At 40.2% G+C, this 19177-nt stretch carries 17 protein-coding genes; 10 read left to right on the plus strand and 7 right to left on the minus strand.

What is annotated here, in order from left to right; genetic code table 11:
• The first annotated feature begins 86 nt into the window (after window positions 1–86).
• The 4 genes from H5161_RS12230 (at window position 87) to H5161_RS12245 (ending at window position 3649) form a co-directional block, all read left to right on the plus strand.
• The gene (locus tag H5161_RS12230; RefSeq protein WP_182671859.1) at window positions 87–608 is read left to right on the plus strand and encodes a DUF4124 domain-containing protein; all 522 of its coding nucleotides are present in this window, start codon (window positions 87–89) and stop codon (window positions 606–608) included.
• Between the two features lie 82 nt (window positions 609–690).
• Window positions 691–1761: a nitrogen regulation protein NR(II) gene (glnL, locus tag H5161_RS12235; RefSeq protein ID WP_182769410.1), complete on the plus strand. Its 1071-nt coding sequence runs from the start codon at window positions 691–693 to the stop codon at window positions 1759–1761.
• Between the two features lie 14 nt (window positions 1762–1775).
• Window positions 1776–3161: a nitrogen regulation protein NR(I) gene (gene ntrC, locus H5161_RS12240; protein WP_002961117.1), complete on the plus strand. Its 1386-nt coding sequence runs from the start codon at window positions 1776–1778 to the stop codon at window positions 3159–3161.
• Window positions 3162–3190: 29 nt separating this feature from the next.
• Window positions 3191–3649, plus strand: coding sequence for a cyclic nucleotide-binding domain-containing protein (locus H5161_RS12245; RefSeq protein ID WP_002961116.1), 459 nt, complete (start codon window positions 3191–3193; stop codon window positions 3647–3649).
• Between the two features lies 1 nt (window position 3650).
• Here the strand turns inward: H5161_RS12245 and H5161_RS12250 are convergent, their stop codons facing one another.
• Window positions 3651–4316 (minus strand): hypothetical protein, encoded by a 666-nt coding sequence (locus H5161_RS12250; RefSeq protein WP_154903742.1) that lies wholly within the window; start codon window positions 4314–4316, stop codon window positions 3651–3653.
• Window positions 4317–4372: 56 nt separating this feature from the next.
• Window positions 4373–4660 (minus strand): hypothetical protein, encoded by a 288-nt coding sequence (locus H5161_RS12255; RefSeq protein WP_154903741.1) that lies wholly within the window; start codon window positions 4658–4660, stop codon window positions 4373–4375.
• A gap of 245 nt (window positions 4661–4905) precedes the next feature.
• On the opposite strand from H5161_RS12255, the gene H5161_RS12260 reads away from it, so the two are divergent.
• The 4 genes from H5161_RS12260 (at window position 4906) to H5161_RS12275 (ending at window position 9143) form a co-directional block, all read left to right on the plus strand.
• Window positions 4906–5289, plus strand: a complete 384-nt coding sequence (locus tag H5161_RS12260; RefSeq protein WP_182769411.1) for an RNA-binding S4 domain-containing protein — start codon at window positions 4906–4908, stop codon at window positions 5287–5289.
• A gap of 100 nt (window positions 5290–5389) precedes the next feature.
• Entirely contained in the window at window positions 5390–5818 is a 429-nt protein-coding gene (locus H5161_RS12265; protein WP_154903739.1) for a hypothetical protein, read from the plus strand.
• Window positions 5819–6023: 205 nt separating this feature from the next.
• The gene (acnA, locus tag H5161_RS12270; protein WP_182769412.1) at window positions 6024–8768 is read left to right on the plus strand and encodes an aconitate hydratase AcnA; all 2745 of its coding nucleotides are present in this window, start codon (window positions 6024–6026) and stop codon (window positions 8766–8768) included.
• Window positions 8769–8888: 120 nt separating this feature from the next.
• The gene (locus H5161_RS12275) at window positions 8889–9143 is read left to right on the plus strand and encodes a hypothetical protein (RefSeq protein ID WP_182769413.1); all 255 of its coding nucleotides are present in this window, start codon (window positions 8889–8891) and stop codon (window positions 9141–9143) included.
• Here H5161_RS12275 and H5161_RS12280 read toward each other — a convergent pair whose 3' ends face one another.
• The 4 genes from H5161_RS12280 to H5161_RS12295 all read right to left on the minus strand — a co-directional run bounded on the left by H5161_RS12280 (window position 9144) and on the right by H5161_RS12295 (window position 14195).
• Window positions 9144–9692 carry a DUF4124 domain-containing protein gene (locus H5161_RS12280; RefSeq protein WP_182693504.1) on the minus strand — a complete coding sequence of 183 codons (549 nt, stop codon included), beginning with the start codon at window positions 9690–9692 and terminating at the stop codon, window positions 9144–9146. It lies immediately after the preceding gene.
• A 145-nt stretch (window positions 9693–9837) separates the two neighbouring features.
• On the minus strand, window positions 9838–10578 hold the full coding sequence (locus H5161_RS12285) for a phosphoadenylyl-sulfate reductase (RefSeq protein ID WP_002961106.1): 741 nt from the start codon (window positions 10576–10578) through the stop codon (window positions 9838–9840).
• Window positions 10579–10621: 43 nt separating this feature from the next.
• The gene (gene cysI, locus H5161_RS12290; RefSeq protein WP_182769414.1) at window positions 10622–12319 is read right to left on the minus strand and encodes an assimilatory sulfite reductase (NADPH) hemoprotein subunit; all 1698 of its coding nucleotides are present in this window, start codon (window positions 12317–12319) and stop codon (window positions 10622–10624) included.
• 61 nt (window positions 12320–12380) lie between these two features.
• Window positions 12381–14195, minus strand: a complete 1815-nt coding sequence (locus H5161_RS12295; RefSeq protein WP_138489932.1) for an assimilatory sulfite reductase (NADPH) flavoprotein subunit — start codon at window positions 14193–14195, stop codon at window positions 12381–12383.
• A gap of 303 nt (window positions 14196–14498) precedes the next feature.
• Here H5161_RS12295 and H5161_RS12300 point away from each other — a divergent pair, with 303 nt between their 5' ends.
• On the plus strand, window positions 14499–16124 hold the full coding sequence (locus H5161_RS12300; protein WP_182769415.1) for an endonuclease: 1626 nt from the start codon (window positions 14499–14501) through the stop codon (window positions 16122–16124).
• 86 nt (window positions 16125–16210) lie between these two features.
• Here the strand turns inward: H5161_RS12300 and H5161_RS12305 are convergent, their stop codons facing one another.
• Window positions 16211–17197 carry a hypothetical protein gene (locus H5161_RS12305; RefSeq protein WP_182769416.1) on the minus strand — a complete coding sequence of 329 codons (987 nt, stop codon included), beginning with the start codon at window positions 17195–17197 and terminating at the stop codon, window positions 16211–16213.
• Window positions 17198–17613: 416 nt separating this feature from the next.
• On the opposite strand from H5161_RS12305, the gene H5161_RS12310 reads away from it, so the two are divergent.
• The gene (locus H5161_RS12310) at window positions 17614–19113 is read left to right on the plus strand and encodes a DUF3360 family protein (RefSeq protein ID WP_182693233.1); all 1500 of its coding nucleotides are present in this window, start codon (window positions 17614–17616) and stop codon (window positions 19111–19113) included.
• Window positions 19114–19177: the final 64 nt, after the last annotated feature.

The following is a 19177-nucleotide window of genomic DNA, read 5'->3' on the forward strand; positions in this document are numbered from 1 at the left end:
CAAGCCCGCTTTGCGGGCTTTTTTAATGGTAAAATTAATCAATCTCCACTAAAGTTAAGTTACCGACAAAAATGCAGGGCTGCAGAGTGAACAACAAGATTTTATTACTATTAATTGCTTTAGGATTAAGCAATTATGGTTACGCTGGTGAAACAAAGATATACGCTTGGAAAGATAAAAATGGCGTATTAGTGTTCTCTGACACCCCTCATAAAGGTGCTAAAGAGGTAAAGCTTACCAGCCAAGATCTTAATATGCCTGCAACAAATACTGACATTTTTGACGAGCAACCCCAGCCCCAACAAGCGGCCTTTAGTATTGCCATTTCCTCACCTGATCATAACCAGACTATTCGTGAAAATACCGGCACTGTTTATGTTACTAGCCGAATAAAACCACGCTTTGAAACTGGTTTTACTATACAACTTTTTATTGATGGCAAAGCACATGGCCCAGCCAGTGACAGTTCAACCTTTGCAATAAGAGATGTAGAACGTGGTGAGCACACACTACAATTAAAGCTTTTTAATAGTAAAAACCAAGTTATTGCTATAAGTGAGCCCTGCATATTTTTTATGCACCGAAAAGGGCTAAACCTAAGTAACTAAATTGGGGCATTACTAAACGTGCAGCAGTGTATTTTACTATATAACTTGCTTGTAAATATCCACGCACTAAAATGGTGCAGCTATGATTAATAATAAAAACTTTAGCCCTGAGCTACTCGATGCTATTTGGCAAAATCAAACAACCGCTATCATGTTGCTTGATAAAAACTTCACCGTTGTCTATGCCAATACCAGTACTAACGAACTGCTTGGCCTTGGTAACAAGCGCCTATTAGAACAGCCTTTCGATAGTCTTTTTAATTACCATTCAATCGATTTGCAGCGTATAGAACAATACTCATTAGTTGAAGGTGTAGATTGCCAGCAGCACAGAGCTGACGTGGTTTTTAGCGATTCTCGCCATGCAAAAGTAGCCGTAAGTACACGACAAATTAAGTTTGATGGCTCACTTTATATTTTATTTGAGTGGCGCCAAACTGATGACGAAATTAAGCACGACCAAGCGTCTAATCAAATGCATCAATACCAAGCAGCCCGAAATCTAATTAGAGGCTTAGCTCACGAAATTAAAAATCCTTTAGGTGGAATTCGCGGAGCGGCGCAGTTATTGCAGTATGAGGTTGATCAACAAGAAAGAGACCAATGTGCTGAACTTATCATTGAGCAAGCTGACCGATTACGCGAATTAGTAGATAGGCTTTTAGGGCCAAATCAGCTTCCGCAAAAATCGTATGGCAATATACATCAATCACTTGAATCAGTTGCACGACTAAGTACGTTAGATAATTGTTCTAACATTAGCTTGGTTAAGGATTACGACCCAAGCATTCCTGATGTATACATTGATCAAGGTAAAATTCAGCAAGTAGTATTAAACATTGTTCGAAATGCTCAGCAGGCGCTTGTAGATGGCGGTGAAATAACAATAAAAACCCGCATTAATCATCAACATCGTCGCCCAGGTAAAGCACCTAAAAAAGCCTTGTTGATCCAAATATCTGATAACGGACCAGGTATTGATCCCAGTGTACGTGAAACACTGTTCTACCCTATGATCACCAATAAAGAAGATGGCTCAGGGTTAGGACTCTCAATAGCGCAAACGCTGATAGATCAACATGATGGCTATATAGAATGTGATAGCTGGCCTGGACATACTGAATTTAATATCTATCTGCCCTTTGCAGATTAATGTTTGGAGTTTGCATGAAAACAGTTTGGCTTGTAGATGATGATGCTTCTATTCGATTTGTACTTGAAAAAGCACTAACCCGTGCAGGGTTTAACGCAGAAAGCTTTGCTAATGCGCAAGATGTATTAAGCGCATTAAAGTTTAGTCAACCTACTGTTTTAGTTTCGGACGTACGAATGCCTGGTATGGATGGCATGGCGTTGCTTGAGCTTATAGCAGAGCAAAACCCTGGGCTGCCAGTTATTATAATGACTGCCCACTCAGATTTGGACTCTGCAGTTAATGCATTCCAAAAAGGTGCTTTTGAATACCTAGCTAAGCCGTTTGATTTAAACGAAGCAGTGGCGCTAGTCGAGAGCGCATGCAGAGCAAACTCCACTAAAAAAACTAAGCGAAAGCAAGCTCCACCAAAAAGTGCCCACATTATTGGTGAAGCACCCGCTATGCAAGAAGTGTTTAGAGCGATAGGTAAACTATCGGCCTCTAGCATGAGCGTATTAATAAATGGTGAATCTGGCACAGGTAAAGAGCTTGTCGCCAGCGCCCTGCACAACCATAGCCCACGTAAAGAAAATCAATTTATTGCACTTAACATGGCGGCCATTCCAAAAGAGCTTGTTGAGTCAGAGTTATTTGGCCACGAAAAAGGCGCGTTTACGGGCGCCGATAGCGTACGTAAAGGCCGCTTTGAGCAAGCCAATGGCGGTACACTATTTTTAGATGAAATTGGTGATATGCCACTTGATGTGCAAACACGTTTATTACGCGTTCTTGCCGATGGTGAGTTTTATCGCGTTGGTGGCCATCAAAGTATAAAAGTGGACGTACGCATTATTGCAGCTACGCACCAAAACCTTGAAGATTTAGTTAAACAAGGCAAGTTTAGGGATGATTTATTTCATCGTCTTAATGTTGTGCGCCTACGTTTACCCGCTCTTCGAGAGCGTACTGAAGATATAGAAAGCTTATCGCAACACTTTTTACATAAAAGCGCTAAAGAGCTACAAGTAGAAAGTAAAGTACTGAGCCCTAAAGCGACTGAGCAACTACGTTTATTTAATTGGCCAGGTAATGTACGCCAGTTAGAAAACACCTGTCGCTGGCTGACAGTTATGGCACCGGGTGAGCTTGTAAGCGAGCAAGATTTACCGCCGGAGATTCTGGATGCTTCACCAACCCAAGAAGAAGGTGATTGGCTCGATGCATTCCAACAATGGCTTAATCAAGAGCTAAAAAAAGGCAAAGAAAATATTTGGCCTGACATTCAAGCTCAACTAGAAACTCGCTTAATAAAAACAGCCCTGGCTAATTGCTCTGGTCATAAACAAGATGCTGCTATAAAAATTGGTTGGGGACGCAACACGTTGACCCGAAAATTAAAAGAGCGCAATATTAGCTGATTAAACGCTTTTAACACATTTGGTTATTGATGAAGCTAATCGAACATATTCCATTATTCAAACAAATGGAAATTATAAACAGGCTGCACTTTTTTAAAGAATTTACGCTCAGCGAGCGCCAAGTCTTATTGGAGTCGTTCGGCCTGTTATATTTAGTAAGTCAGCATCAATTTTTATTTAAGCAATACGATAACGACAAGCGCTTGTACATTGTACTTAGCGGCGCATTATTAGTATTTAAGCATAACCATTTACTAGAACTTGGCACTATAGAGCCCGGTGAATTTATAGGTGAAGGTGCCTTTATAAATAACCGAGAGCGCAGTACCAGTGCTCGCGCTAAAACCGACACCATAGTACTTGCCATTACCCCTGAAGCACTCACCCGCTTACCTAATGTTATCCGCGAAAAAATTAAAGACCGAATTATTGAAGGTATGAGCCTGCGCATTGCCAAATTAAGCGAGCATATAGAAACTCACGGTTAGTTCAATCCATATAAACAATTTGCAATGAGCAATCAAGCCAACTGGGCTTATTAACGTGCGCAGTAAAAGTGTAAGTATCTGAGGGCTTGGCACCAAAGGGGGTATTTACAAACGGCTGTGAATGACGATATGTTTGCGAATAGGTTTTATAATAAATAACAACGTAACCGTATAAAAACTCCCAACCTAACCTTACAACAGCGCCACTGGGTAAACTAAAGTCAGCATATTTATCTGTAAATGTGACAAGTAAATCATTGTACTTCTCTTCGCTGCATTGAGTTGTTCGTAACTTTTTAGGCATAACAAAGGTAGTACCCGCCACTATATTCTTTAAATAAAAGCCTATATTGCCATCACCATAAAAGTGATTTGAACGAGTCGTGTAGTTAACTTGTGGCTTGTAACCTAGCTCTTGCATTATAGCCGCAAGTTGCTCAGTTTCTTTAGGATAAATCTTATCACTTGATAAGAGTAATGTGGCTTCACCAAAATCAGGTGGGATTGCCAGCTCTACATATTCATAAGGGAGCGATTGTGCTTTTAGCGCAGCATCGAGCTGGTTGCGCTGTTCATCTTGCAAGTTTTCACTAAATACATACACGGTAGGTTGTTGGCACGCAGCTAATAGTAATGCCAACACACATATTAAAATTCCACTTTTCATAGTTACCCCTTTTTGATTACAATTGTAGTCTATTAAAGGTAACTATTTATCGCAATTTAATTTGTTTGGCTATCTAACCAAGCATCAACACTTTTGCGAGTATATAAAACTTCTTTAAATAAACGATGACGTTCAAATTCAAGTTTTGTTTTTCTCGTGGCATCACCACTAACTAAACGGCTATGGGTATCATTGAATTTTGAAATTACAGAAAAACCGCGCTCACCTTGATCAGCTTGCTTTTTTACAGAATTAGCAAGGTGCTCTCTAACATCGTCAGCAGTTAACATACCTGAATTATCTAATCCCATTAGCTCTTTTTTCATTGCTAATCTTACGCCCATTTCCTACTCCATTTAATGAAAAATATTTATTCCGCCAAAGTTTTAGCAATTAGCAGGCCATACGTAAAATTAACTGCTGCAAAGATTACTCTTCAATTGCTTCAGTTTTTTTAAAGACAGATAAAATACATAAAAACTTTCGTCGTTATTTCCCTATTACAATTAGCTAAAGTTACTTGCTTTGGTGCAAAAGTAGCTGCAAGCCTTTATACTACAGCTTGTGCGTTACCCCACCGAGAGCAAATATGAACGAAGAATACATAGAAATAGAATTAGAAGAAGAGCCGATTGAGCTCTGTAAATTATTAAAAGTACTAAACTTAGTTGAAGGTGGCGGCCAAGCTAAAAACCTAATTACTGAAGGCTATGTGGGTGTTAACCATGAAATTTGTACAATTAAACGGAAAAAATTATACAGTGGTGATGTACTAGAGTTTGATGGTGAGTTTTTTAAACTCTCACTAAGTGAAGATGCAATCCCTGTAGAAAAACCTGCGGTACAAACTCAAGCAGAGTCAAAGCAAGCTGCACCACAACCAACAAATCAACCAGCTAAAAGTAAGCGTAAGCGAACTAAAAAACCAAAAGTAGATGATAAAACAGGTCGTCGTCCTATTTCATTTGGTTAAGCATTTAAAAGCACTCTTTTTATATAAAAAGGCCAACTTGTATAGTTGGCCTTTTTACTCTTTAATAACCTCGTTAATAATAATAAAACAAGGTTATAAAATGTCTGTAAACACACCTAAAAATTGGTTTAAACCCGTTGTATGGGCGGCACTCGTATGGAACTTACTTGGCGTTATTGCATTTGCTATGCACATGATGATGACACCCGAAATGATAGGTAAACTTCCGTTAGATCAACAAGCTGCCTACTCTGACATCCCTCTTTGGTCAACCATTGCATTTGCTGTAGCTGTATTTGGAAGCACTTTGGGTTGTCTGTTTTTACTTGCTAAAAACGCGCTGGCAACACCTACTTTTTCGCTATCGCTCGGCGCTATTTTAATTCAGCAATATTATAATTTTGTGGTCATAAATAGTATTGAGCTACTTGGCGCAAGTGCGGTATTTATGCCTATTTTTGTAATCATTATTGCCATCGCTTTACTTTGCTTGAGTATTAAAGGTAAGCAACAAGGTTGGTTACAGTAATTAATAAGGGTCGAAATAACTTTTGACCCTATCTCTTCTTTTAAATCATCTCTTGAAATTAAATTTTTCAGCATCGTCTCTACTATAATAACTGTATAAAATTCGTTCTCTAAACGCGATTTTTTACACTGGTATGTACTTTGCAACTCGAACACTACAGAGGTCACTCTTCAAAACATTTTTATAATTCATAAAGGGGCAAATAATGAATAATAGTTTCGATACCCAACATCAGCTCACAATAAATGGTGAGCAATATCATATTCATTCTCTAAAAGGACTTGGCGACAAAGCGAAACGATTGCCCTTTTCCTTAAAAGTACTACTTGAAAACCTTCTTCGTAACGAAGATGGCGTAAATATAAAAGAACAAGACATTCAAGCCCTTCTTAATTGGGACCCTCAAGCAAAGCCTGCATCTGAAGTTGCCTTTACTCCCGCCCGTGTTGTTATGCAAGATTTTACCGGCGTACCCGCTATTGTAGATTTAGCCGCGATGCGTGACGCAATGGAAAAGCTAGGTGGAGATCCTGCAAAAATAAACCCGTTATCGCCTGCTGAACTTGTGATTGACCATTCGGTACAAGTAGATGGTTATGGTAATGATGGTGCATTTGATTTAAATGCCAAGCTTGAATATGACCGAAATAAAGAACGTTACGAATTTTTACGCTGGGGACAAACCGCTTTTGATAATTTAAAAGTAGTGCCACCAGCAACCGGTATTGTTCACCAAGTGAATTTAGAGTATTTAGCCCGTGTTGTTTTTAATGAAGAGCGCGATGGCAAAAAATTCGCTTACCCAGACACTCTCGTAGGTACCGACTCTCATACAACCATGATTAATGGCTTAGGTGTACTTGGTTGGGGCGTAGGCGGTATTGAAGCCGAAGCGGCTATGCTTGGTCAGCCAATTAGTTTATTGATTCCACAAGTAGTCGGTATGAAGCTAAGCGGCAGATTACCTGAAGGTACAACCGCAACCGATTTAGTATTAACAGTAACCGAAATACTGCGTAACCATGGTGTAGTGGGTAAATTTGTAGAGTTTTATGGTGACGGCCTTGCCGACCTACCACTTGCCGATAGAGCAACCATAGCGAATATGGCACCAGAATACGGCGCTACGTGTGGTATTTTCCCGATTGATGATGAAACCATTAACTACCTTCGCTTAACAAACCGCGACGAAAAACACCTAAAGGTAATTGAAGATTATGCTAAACACCAAGGTTTATGGCGTAATGATGGCGACGAAGCAAGCTACACCGATACACTCGAACTTAAATTAGACGATGTTGTACCAAGCCTTGCAGGCCCTAAACGTCCACAAGATAGAATTGCCCTAAATAAAGCGGGTGAAGTAATTGGCGAGCATTTAAAAGGCTTTCAAGATGAGCGTATGGCTCGTCGCGATAAAAGCGATGAAGAACAAGCTCGTATTGAAAGTGAAGGCCCAACAACAAATCCAGATGAGCCAGTTAACGAAGCGCAGTTTATGGGTGCCGCTAAGGTTAAATTTAAAGGCCAAGAGTTTGAGCTAAACGATGGCGCTTGTGTTATTGCCGCAATTACCAGCTGTACCAACACCTCTAATCCAAGTGTTATTTTAGCTGCTGGTTTGGTTGCTAAAAAAGCGAAACAGTTAGGCATTAATGTAAAACCTTGGGTTAAAACATCACTTGCTCCAGGCTCAAAAGTAGTTACCGACTACCTAGAAAAAGCAGGCCTGATGGACGACCTAGAAAGCCTAGGCTTTAACTTAGTTGGCTACGGCTGTACCACGTGTATTGGTAATTCAGGGCCACTTGCAACTGAAATATCAGACGCGATTCAAAAACATAAATTAGTAGTGAGCTCTATTTTATCGGGTAACCGTAACTTTGAAGGGCGTATTCACCAAGATGTTAAAATGAACTTTTTAGCCTCTCCTCCGCTTGTCGTAGCTTATGCCATTGCAGGTAGAACCGATATTGACGTATACAACGAACCCCTTGCTCAAGATGCTAACGGTAACGATATTTACCTTAAAAACATTTGGCCAAGCGTTAAAGAAGTAAGTGACTTAGTTAAAGAAACCGTAACTAAAGAAATGTTTGAAAAAAGCTACGCTAACGTTTACGAAGGCGATAGCCGTTGGCAGCAAATTAAAATACCGGATGGCAAACTTTACGATTGGGATGATGCATCTACCTACATTAAAAAAGCACCCTTTTTTGATGGTATGAAAGTAGAACCACCGGGAATTCCTTCTATCGAAGGTGCACGTTGTTTAGCTAAACTTGGGGATTCAGTAACCACTGACCATATTTCTCCAGCGGGTGCTATTAAAGCAGAAGCGCCAGCAGGCTTATACTTGCAAGAGAAAGGTGTAGATAAAGCGCAATTTAACTCGTACGGCTCACGCCGTGGTAATCACGAAGTAATGATGCGTGGAACGTTCGCTAATGTGCGTCTTAAAAACTTACTAGCTCCTGGTACTGAAGGCGGAGTAACACGTACTCAGCCTGGCGATACGCTAGAGAGCATTTATGATGCAGCAATGGAGTATCAAAAAAATAATACTCCACTCATTATTTTAGCGGGCAAAGAATATGGCACGGGTTCATCTCGTGACTGGGCTGCTAAAGGCTCACTTTTATTAGGCGTTAAAGCCGTTGTAGCACAAAGCTACGAACGTATTCATCGCTCTAACTTAATTGGTATGGGTGTATTACCGCTGCAATTTAAAGAAGGTGAAAGCTACGAGTCACACGGGTTAACAGGGCAAGAACAATTTGATATTGATGGCCTGTACGATAAAACCGATGAAGTTACCGTTATTGCCACAAATGCCGAAGGTAAAAAAGTAACCTTGAGTGCAGACGTACGTATTGATACCCCTAAAGAGTGGGATTACTACAAACACGGCGGCATTTTACAATATGTACTGCGTAATATGCTCGACTAACAAAGACAGTAGTTAATACATCTAAAAGCCCAGTTTAGTAATAAGCTGGGCTTTTTTATATGTGTTGTTTGTTGTCTTAAATCAATGCTAAACATTTAAAGCGTGCCTACTGAGGTAACTATGTCGCAAACAATGATAATTAGGCTGCTTAAAACAACAATAATGCTTGGGTTGTGCCTTATCGTGACTGGCCATACTTTAATTGTGTCGAACTACTTTACTGTCGAGCATGGTATTAAAGGAATAATTACAGCGGCGGCATGCATTGCTGTAGGCGTGCTGCTGTCGCTTCCCACTAAAATATATTTAACAGTATTATTGATGGAAGCCGAAAAACGTTATTTAAAAAACCATAAAAGCACTCACTCTAAATAATTAAAGTGCACTTAAATTATTAATTTCTTTATTACGTTTTTCTAGTTTGTCTTTTACATTTTCGGCGTCATTAAATAGCTTTTTAACCGAATCTGGGTTCAAAATACTGATCCCCTCTGGTGCAGCCGATATTGTGTTTGGAGTTGAAGAGGTATTTAAAATAGACGTGTCTTCTGCAGCAATAACTGTAATATCTTTAGGATCGAGTTTTACTTCAATACTTTTTACATGCGGGTTAGGTGTATCAGAAAAGTGCCATTGGCCTGTTTCGTCTTGCCACTTAAAAATTTTACCACTTGAGGTAGCATTTGCAGCAATTGGTTCATCAGAAATACTGCTCGCAATTTTATCGCCAGCTTGCTTAACGCCCAACACTGCTTGGTCCAAAGTATTGCTAGATAGCGCGACCATTTTTTCTTTAATTTGCTGAGATTCACTGCTAATTGATGATGCAGAAAGCCATGTTTGACCATCGGGCTTTTTTAAATAAAACAAAGAGATGACTGCAATAGCCATGATTGATATAGCTAAGTAGGTAAAGTATTTCATAGCGTTCCTGCTTTAATTAATCCTTTAATGCCTTGAGTCTAATAAAAAATACTTAATTAGGCAATTTTTTGTACCCGAATAAAAGAAAATAAAAACGCAGCCGAAGCTGCGTTTTTATTTGCGATTTAACTACATCGTAGTGACGTTAAATACCGTCACCATCCATGTGCAGTCCGCATTCTCGGTTTAAGCCAAAAAAGCGAGTTTCTTCCTCTGTCATTCCTGGTTCTAACTTACGTGTTGTATGTACGTCACCCATCGATACATAACCTTGTTCCCATAATGGGTGGTAAGGTAAATCATGCTTAGTCAGGTACTGATACACGTCGCGGTTAGACCATTCAATAATCGGGTACACTTTAACGGTACCACGGCTTATTTCTACAAACTGTTTATCAGCACGTGTAGATGATTGATCGCGACGCAAACCACTAAACCACGTGCCCGCTTCGATCTCTTTAAGTGCGCGGGTCATCGGCTCAACTTTATTAAGCTGGTTATATTGCTTAATGCCGTCCTCGCCTTGCTCCCACAACTTGCCAAACTTAGCTTCTTGCCATGCTGGGCTTAGCTGCGCTCTATACACCTTTAAGTTAAGTGATAAACGCTCACTCATTTGTTCAATAAACTGATACGTTTCAGGAAATAAATAGCCTGTATCGGTTAATACAACGGGAATATCTGGACGTTGTGAGGTCATTAAATGCAGCATTACTGCCGCTTGAATACCAAAGCTAGATGATAAAAAAGCCGTATTAGGCAAGTTATCAAGCGCCCATGCAACACGCTGTTCTGCGCTCATATTCGCTAGCAAACCATTAGCATCAGCTAACATAGCCGCTTGGCTTTGTTTATCTAGCTGTAAAATGTTTTTAAATTCACTCATGGTAAATTCCAAACCTCACCAGCGCTTTGGCGCTGGTATTTAATTAAGCGTGAAAATCGGTTACTGATACTTTTACTTCAGCAACTATGCCTTTGCGTATAACAAAGTCACCAAAACACTCACCATCGTTACGCTCTTTTGCCCATTGCCCAATGAGCTTATCGAATGCTTCTAGGTAAACGTCTTCGCCTACGTTCTCAAGGTACAATTTAGGAATACGTGTACCTTCTAAATTACCACCTAGGTAAACGTTGTACTTACCTGGGCCTTTACCCACTAAACCAGCTTCTGCAAGCATTGCGCGGCCACAACCGTTAGGGCAACCTACAACGCGCATAATAATGCTGTCATCTGGTATACCGTGCTTGGCAAGTAATGCTTCCGTTTTTTCTACTAGGCTTGGTAAGTAACGCTCTGCTTCGGCCATTGCAAGTGGGCACGTTGGCAGTGAAACACACGCCATAGAATTTTTACGCTGCTGCGAATCTTTGTCATCAATCAGGCCATGGCTACGTGCAATCTCTTCAATCACGGCTTTTTGATCTGCAGGTACGCCAGCAATAATTAAGTTTTGGTTTGCCGTCATACGCATGTCACCTTGGTGAACTTCTGCGATTTTACGACAACCTGTTTTAAGCGGTTTGCCTGGGTAGTCTAAAATACGACCACTTTGAATAAATAGCGTTAAGTGATGCTTACCATCAATGCCTTCAACCCAACCAATGCGATCGCCTCGGTGAGTAAACTCAAACGGACGACTTGGTGCAAACGTAACGCCTGAGCGTTTTTCTACTTCTGCTTTAAATACATCAACACCTACACGGTCTAGTGTGTATTTAGTTTTTGCATTTTTACGGTTTGAACGATTACCCCAATCGCGCTGCACAGATACAACATGCTCTGCAATTTTTAAGGTATCTTCTAGCGTAATAAAGCCAAAGTCATCAGCCTTACGCGGATAAGTTGCTGTATCGCCGTGCGTCATGGCAAGGCCACCGCCCACTAATACGTTAAAACCAACAAGCTTGCCGTTATCAGCAATTGCCACAAAGTTTAAGTCATTCGCATGCACATCAACTTCGTTGTTAGGTGGAATAGTTACCGTTGTTTTAAATTTACGCGGTAAGTAGTTAGATCCTAAAATTGGCTCTTCTGTGGTTTCTGCTTTTTCGCCATTTAACCAAATTTCGGCATACGCTTTCGTTTTTGGTAATAAATGCTCAGAAATTTTTGCAGCCCAGTCGTAAGCTTCTTGATGTAACTCAGACTCAACTGGGTTAGTAGTACAAAGCACATTACGGTTAACGTCACCCGCTGTAGCAATAGAGTCTATACCTACGCTATCAAGCATTTGGTGCATGCCTTTAATATTAGGCTTTAGCACACCATGAAACTGAAACGTTTGACGCGTTGTTAAACGAATACTGCCGTAGCTTGTTTTTTCATCAGCAAACTTATCAATTGCTAACCACTGCTCTGGCTTAATAATACCGCCAGGCATACGTGCACGTAACATTACATTATGTAGCGGCTCTAGCTTTTGCTTAGCACGCTCACCACGTATATCGCGGTCATCTTGTTGGTACATGCCATGAAAACGAATTAGCTGAAAGTTGTCGGCAGTAAAACCACCGGTAATTTCGTCTTTTAAATCTTGCTCTATGGTGCCACGTAAAAAGTTACTTTCTCTTTTCAAACGTTCGTTATCAGAAAGTTTTACGTTTTTATCTTGTTCGCTCATTTTAAATCCTAAATTTGTTACAGTGACGGCTGCTAGCTGTTAAATAAAATAAGAAACGTGATTAATACACGTCTTTCTGATAGCGGTTTGCGCTACGCAAATCTTTTAAATATTGCTCTGCGTCTTCATTGCTCTTGCCTGTGTTTTCTTTAACGATATCAACCAAGGCGTTGTGTACATCTTTTGCCATGCGATTTGCATCGCCACAAATATAAAAGTGAGCGCCGGCTTCTAACCACTCAAACACGTCTTTACTGTTACTGCGTAATTTGTCTTGTACGTATACTTTTTCTGCTTGGTCACGGCTAAATGCAACATCTACTTTGTTAAGTAAACCCGATTTTAAATAACCCTGTATTTCTACTTGGTATAAAAAGTCTTGAGTGAAATGTGGGTTACCAAAGAACAACCAGTTTTTGCCTTGCGCTTCACGCGAATCACGCTCTTGTAAAAATGCACGGAACGGCGCAATACCCGTACCAGGGCCAACCATAATCACCGGTGTATCATCGTTAGTTGGTAGGCGGAAATTGTCGTTGTGTTCGCTAAATACTTTAACTTTACAACCTTCTTCTGCACGACGAGTTAAGTAACCAGTACAACCACCTAAATGCTCGCTATCAAATGCATCAAACTGCACTAGACCTAGTGTTAAATGTACTTCGTCTTCAACCTCAGCTTGGCTAGATGCAATTGAGTACAAACGAGCTTGTAGTTTACGTAGGCAATCTACTAATGTTTGCGCATCAATTTTTGCTGGGTTTTGGCGAATCACATCAAATATTTGGCGAGGTTCAATATACGCACGCATTGCCGCTTTATCTTCTACAAGCTTTAATAATTCAGGCGTACCTGTTGCTGTTGCATATTTTTCTACAAAACCAGGGTATGACTGAGTCAGCTCTAGTTTTTCAATAAGTGCATCGCGTACGCTTAGCTCTTCATCACCTACTTTTACAATGCTTGTTGCATCAATTTGAGTAAGTGTAAGTACTTCATCAACTAATACATCGTCATTTAAAAAGTACACACCTAATGAATCACCAGGCGTGTAAGTAATGTCAGAACCTTCAAGCGAAATTTCAACATGGCGTACATCTTTAGTTGAGTCGCGACCGGTAATTTTTTGAACAGTTAATAGCTCTGCTTCAAATGGATTTTGTTTTGTATATTGGCTTGCTGCAGAGGTAGGAGCGCCAAATGGCATTGATACAACTTGACCACCAGCGGCTTCTTGCTGCGCTTTTAAATCAGGTTCAAATGCATCAACTGCACCGGCGATCCACGTAGCGGCTTCATCTTCGTAATCTACATCTAAATCAGCACGTTGATAGATAGTTTGTGCACCGAGTTTATTTAAACGCTCTTCAAAATCTTTTGCTGTCTGGCAGAAAAACTCATAGCTAGAATCACCTAAGCCAATAACCGCTATTTTCACATCGTCTAGTTTTGGCGCTTTTTTAGTGGCTAAAAATTCGTGGAGTGTTTCTGCGTCTTCTGGTGGCTCACCTTCGCCGTAAGTAGATACAACGATAGTTAAAAACTTTTCTTTTTTCAGGGCTGTTGGTTTGTAATCTGACATGCTAACAAGCTTAACTGCTAAGCCTCGCGACTCAGCCTGCTCTTTCATTTTGGTAGCTACACCTTTTGCGTTACCTGTTTGCGAACCATATAAAATAGTTAGCGCTGCTGCATCACCCGCAGCCGGTACGCCTGCCGTAGGAGCACCTAACGCAGCTGAATTAGCATTTGCAGCTAAGTAACCACTTACCCACGCTTGTTGAATTGGATTAAGTTCAGCCACTAAACCTTGCAGCTTTTGTACTTGATCTTGCGATAGCGGGCTTGCCGCAGCATTTAGTTGACCTAACAACATGAATCGATTCCCCATAACCCTGAAAATTAAACACAACACACTTTGTGTATTGTTAAAAATGAGTTTTACCTCATCCAGAGCGTATCTGTTGAGGTTTTCTAAGTTAGTAGGATAACGGGCTCAGCATAGATAAAAAAAGAATAGAATCTGCTTTGATATTCCATTTAGTTATTAATTTATAAAAATACCTTCAAAAACAGATTAAAGACTTATTATTGCTTTTTACTGCACTTTAAATTAACAATTTTGTAACCTAACTAATGTAGGGTATATTCTTCATTCAAAATAAAAATAGGAACAACTATGTTACACGGGAAATATAAAAATAAACTACTTAGTACCGCTTTGTTACTTGGCTCATTACCTGTAATGGCCAATGTAGCTAATGGCGGATTTGAACAATGGTCAGGTAATACACCTAGCTCTTGGAGCACTATTGATAGCGGAATCAGCTTAACGCGCTCAACTAGTACAGTTAAAAGCGGTAGTAGCTCTGCTGCTGTCAATGTAACAACAGGATCGCAAAGTAACACTGATTTACTACAACAGGTTGCTGTAGAAGCGGGTAAAACCTATAACTTTTCGGCTGATGTTTACCACACCGAAGGTAAAATTAAAGCGCGCTTATATGTAGATGGCTATCAAGGCTATTCAAATCAAGCACAAACTAACCAATGGCAAACAATTAGCCATAGCTATACAGCAAGCAGTGATAAAACAATTAGTATTGGGCTTAGGTTTTACGATGTAAGTGGATTTGATGGCAGCGAAACCGTATACGTAGATAACTTTTTACCAAATACTGATGGCAACGCATCAACAAGTTGCACCGACAATAGCCTTACCTTAACGCTTAACACCGATAATTACGGTAGCGAAACTAGCTGGGCCGTTAATAACAATCAAGGTAGCGCTGTTGCTAACGGCAGTGGTTACGCATCAAACACTCAGTATGATGAGCAAATATGCCTAACTGATGGTACTTACACACTTGTTATTAACGACAGCTACGGCGATGGCATGTGTTGTTCAACAGGTAGTGGCAGTTATGCGCTTAAGCAAGGCTCTACCGCACTTGCTAGCGGTGCAAGTTTTAATAATACAGACAGCACGGCATTTACTTTAGGTAGTGGCTCTGGTGATGGCGGCGGGACCAACCCAACACCCACTGGCTACTATGTTACTGCTCAAGGGTTATCAGGTTATGCACTAAAAACTGAGCTTTATAATATTATTAAAGATCATAATGCACAGGGTTACTCAGCTATTTGGAATTTTTACGACTCATCTGCACGTGATAAATACTTTGAAAACGATAACAGCATTTTAGATATGTATAGCGAGAAACCAAACGGCTCAGATAGCTACAATTATACTGCGGTGAGTGACCAATGTGGTAACTATAGTGGAGAAGGCGGCTGTTACAACCGTGAGCATTCATTTCCTAAAAGCTGGTTTGGCGGCACTATTGAGCCAATGAACTCAGATGTGCATCATATTTACGCAACCGACGGTTATGTAAACTCAAAGCGTAGTAACTTCCCATTTGGTGAAGTAGCAAGCGCTTCATTTACATCAACCAACGGAAGTAAATTAGGCTCTGCCGCAAGTTCATTAAATTACTCAGGTACTGTATTTGAGCCAATTGACGAATTTAAAGGTGACTTTGCTCGCGCTTATTTTTACATGGCAACGCGCTACGAAAATGTAATAGGCACTTGGCAAACCAAAACGACCTCAAGTAATGCAGTGCTTAATGGTTCAAGCAACCAAGTGTTTGAAAGCTGGGTTGTAGCCATGCTGCTTAACTGGCATAACAGCGATCCTGTAAGCCAAATGGAACTTGACCGTAACCAAGCAGCCTTTGAATTTCAAGGTAATCGTAACCCGTATATCGACCACCCTGAATTTGTAGAAATGATTTGGTAAAAGTTAGCAGTTAAAACAAAAGCCTTTGCAAATGCAAAGGCTTTACCTTTTAGCGTGTAATATTTTTATAAACACAATGCTTTAAGCTAATTATAAGAAACAGTTGCGATAAGTGATTTTTCAGCTCTGTTTTTCATCAACGTTAAAAGTGAATGATGAAAATCTTGAAATATCACCTCACCCCATATTCGCGAATAAACACCAAAATTTGTATTATCTTGCACGGTCGTTTTTAAAGTTAAAATTGTATTGCCGCTTTTATCTTCACTTAGCTGATAACCACCGTAAAGTGGAGAAAAGTATTCACCGCCAAGTTTTACGTGTTTATCGAGTGCGTCATCGGGAATAGCATCTGGGTCTATGTCAAATCTATAAAGCATCTGTTTATTTGGTTGCCAGTCCGTAATAACTTCTTTAAATATAACCCCTTTTTGCCAAGTACTTGTGCGAACAGCGCCTATACCGCTTGCATTCATACTTGCCTTTAATGGCTTTGGTACACCAATTAATTGAGTGAGTGAAAAAGGCACTTCCTGTGGTTTTATATCACTCACATTAGCTAACTGTTGCCACACAACATTGATGGGCGCGTTAATAGTTATTGAATTTGTTACTTCGTATGTTTTTGATAAATTTAAAAAATTAACTTCAATAGGTGAGAGCAATATAGGTAACAACGCGATTGATAATAAAGAACTATTCGCTTTTTTTATTTCACGCTTTCTAACAAAACCCGCAAGTAATCCACCAATGCTGGCAAAAAACATAAAAGCAGGCAAAGCCATAGCCACACAAATACTGCCTTCAAGTAAAGTAATTACACTTACAAATAAAAAAACAAAAATAGGCTGCCAAGCAATCGTGACCATTTGCCTTTTAGTTAATGTTTTTGAGCTCTTAAATTCAAAGTGAACACGAATATAACCAATTGCAACGGGCACTAAAAACATAAATGATATAGAGACTAGGCTACTTAAATTATAAGTATCAAGTAGCTCTATAAACAGCCGCATAAATATGCCGTAAAGCGTACCAAGTAAAATACCAATTGATTTAGGGGAGTTGAGTTGCATGTCTATTCTTTATTGTTATTAACAATCAGAAAGTAACAGAAGTATTATTCCACCACAAATAAAACAATATTAACGGCTCCTGCAAGCAAATAGCTTGAAATAAAACGGCTTTCACAGCCACTAAGACTAAAGGATAATAACCTGCCATTAACACTATTTCCCGCTATAAACAGTGATCAAATTCTTTAAAAATAAAAACAAGCCATTGATTTATAGTAATTTTAAATCATTTTGTGTAATTTTATAATTTTTAACGTAAAGCTGATTGTCAGATTAACTGTATTAAAAACAACCATGCACGACCTTTTGCCTATACATAGCAGCCTAAAAGCTGATCTACCCTGCATGTTCAATATTCATTTGCTTTAACAAAAGCCGTATTTATTTGATTAAGCAACAATGTTGCAGGAGAACGCATGCAAACTACACCACCCGGTGATGCACCATCAAACACGCACAAGAATGCTCAAAGCTACGAGCAGCTTCACAAACCGAGTTCAGAGTTTAATACTCGCGACGAGTATCTCGAACATGAATTACAGATTATGCAGCCTAAACGCTGGCGTCCTAATTTACCGTTTAGAGATTACCGATTTGAATTTGAAGACACCATTCCTGCAATGGCGGGAACTATTGGTAAAGTCGTTATGGTGGGTGCTATTGCGGCAACATTTGCAGCACCTCTTGGTTTAAGTGATGCGTTTGTTTTAGAAAATGTACGTTATGAATTACTCATTGTTTCTATTTTTATCATTTTATTTTCAGGCTTTATTTTACCCACGGCCAACTTAGCCGGTACTCACGGCCCGCTTATTCCGTTAATTCCTATTGTAGTTGCTGCTGGCGGTCACCCTATGGCGTTTGGCTTACTCATTGGTGCCTTTGGTTTTATTTTGGCCATAACCAAGGGAGGAAGTATGCTCGCGCGCCTAACCAGTAAAGGTGTATGTGGCGGGCTACTCATTTATTTAGGTTTTATTGGTACTATTTCGCAGGTTAAAAAGCTGTTTGCCTGGGCTGAGGCCATTGATATGGCGCATATTGCGTTTATTGTTATTTTAGCCACCATTTTATTGTATGCACTGTTAGAGCACTTTAAAAAGCGCTGGTTAGCTGTGCCGTTAAGCTGCCTTATTGGTGGTGTGGTTGCCTTTGCTCTAGGTGCACCGTTTGAGTTTCATACAGCTCCCGGTTTACCAAATATGAACCCCGCTTACTGGTGGGGTGAAAACACGGGCTGGATGCTTGGCCTGCCAACGCTTGAAAGCTTTGTGGTTGTACTCCCATTTGCAGTGCTCGCCGTTGCTATGTGGTCACCTGATTTTTTAGGTCATCAAGTATTTCAAAAAATAAGCTATCCGCAACGTACTGAAAAAGTACAAATGAATATCGACGACACCATGCTGAGCGCATCGGTTAGACAAACATTTGGCTCACTTGCTGGTGGTGCTAACTTTACCTCATCGTGGGGAACCTACATTGTACCTGCTGCTATTGCTAAACGCCCTATTCCGGCTGGCGCCATTTTAACAGCCGTATTTTGTATTATTGCTGGTTTATGGGGTTACCCAATGGATTTAGCCATTTGGCAACCTGTGCTTTGTGTAGCGCTTATTGTAGGTGTGTTTATTCCGCTACTTGAAGCTGGCATGGAAATGACGCGCGAAGGCAAAACAACGCAATCAGCCGCTATTGTGGTATTTGCCTCAACCTTAGTTAATCCGGCTTTTGGTTGGTCGCTTACTATGCTACTTGATAACCTAGGGCTTATTGGCTGTAAAGAACGTAGCGCAGAGCTAACTAAAATGAGCCGCTGGGTGATTCCACTTATTATGTTTTTGCTACTTACTACTGTAATGGCAATTGTAGGCATGTTACCTGGTATACCTGCGTTAATGGCTGACTTTAGACATTAAGCCTTAGGTACTGAACCTAATATTTACCCACAAAAAAGCACGGCAATTGCCGTGCTTTTCAATA

The sequence above is a fragment of the Pseudoalteromonas sp. SG43-5 genome (genome assembly GCF_014164345.1).
Lineage (GTDB): Bacteria > Pseudomonadota > Gammaproteobacteria > Enterobacterales > Alteromonadaceae > Pseudoalteromonas > Pseudoalteromonas distincta.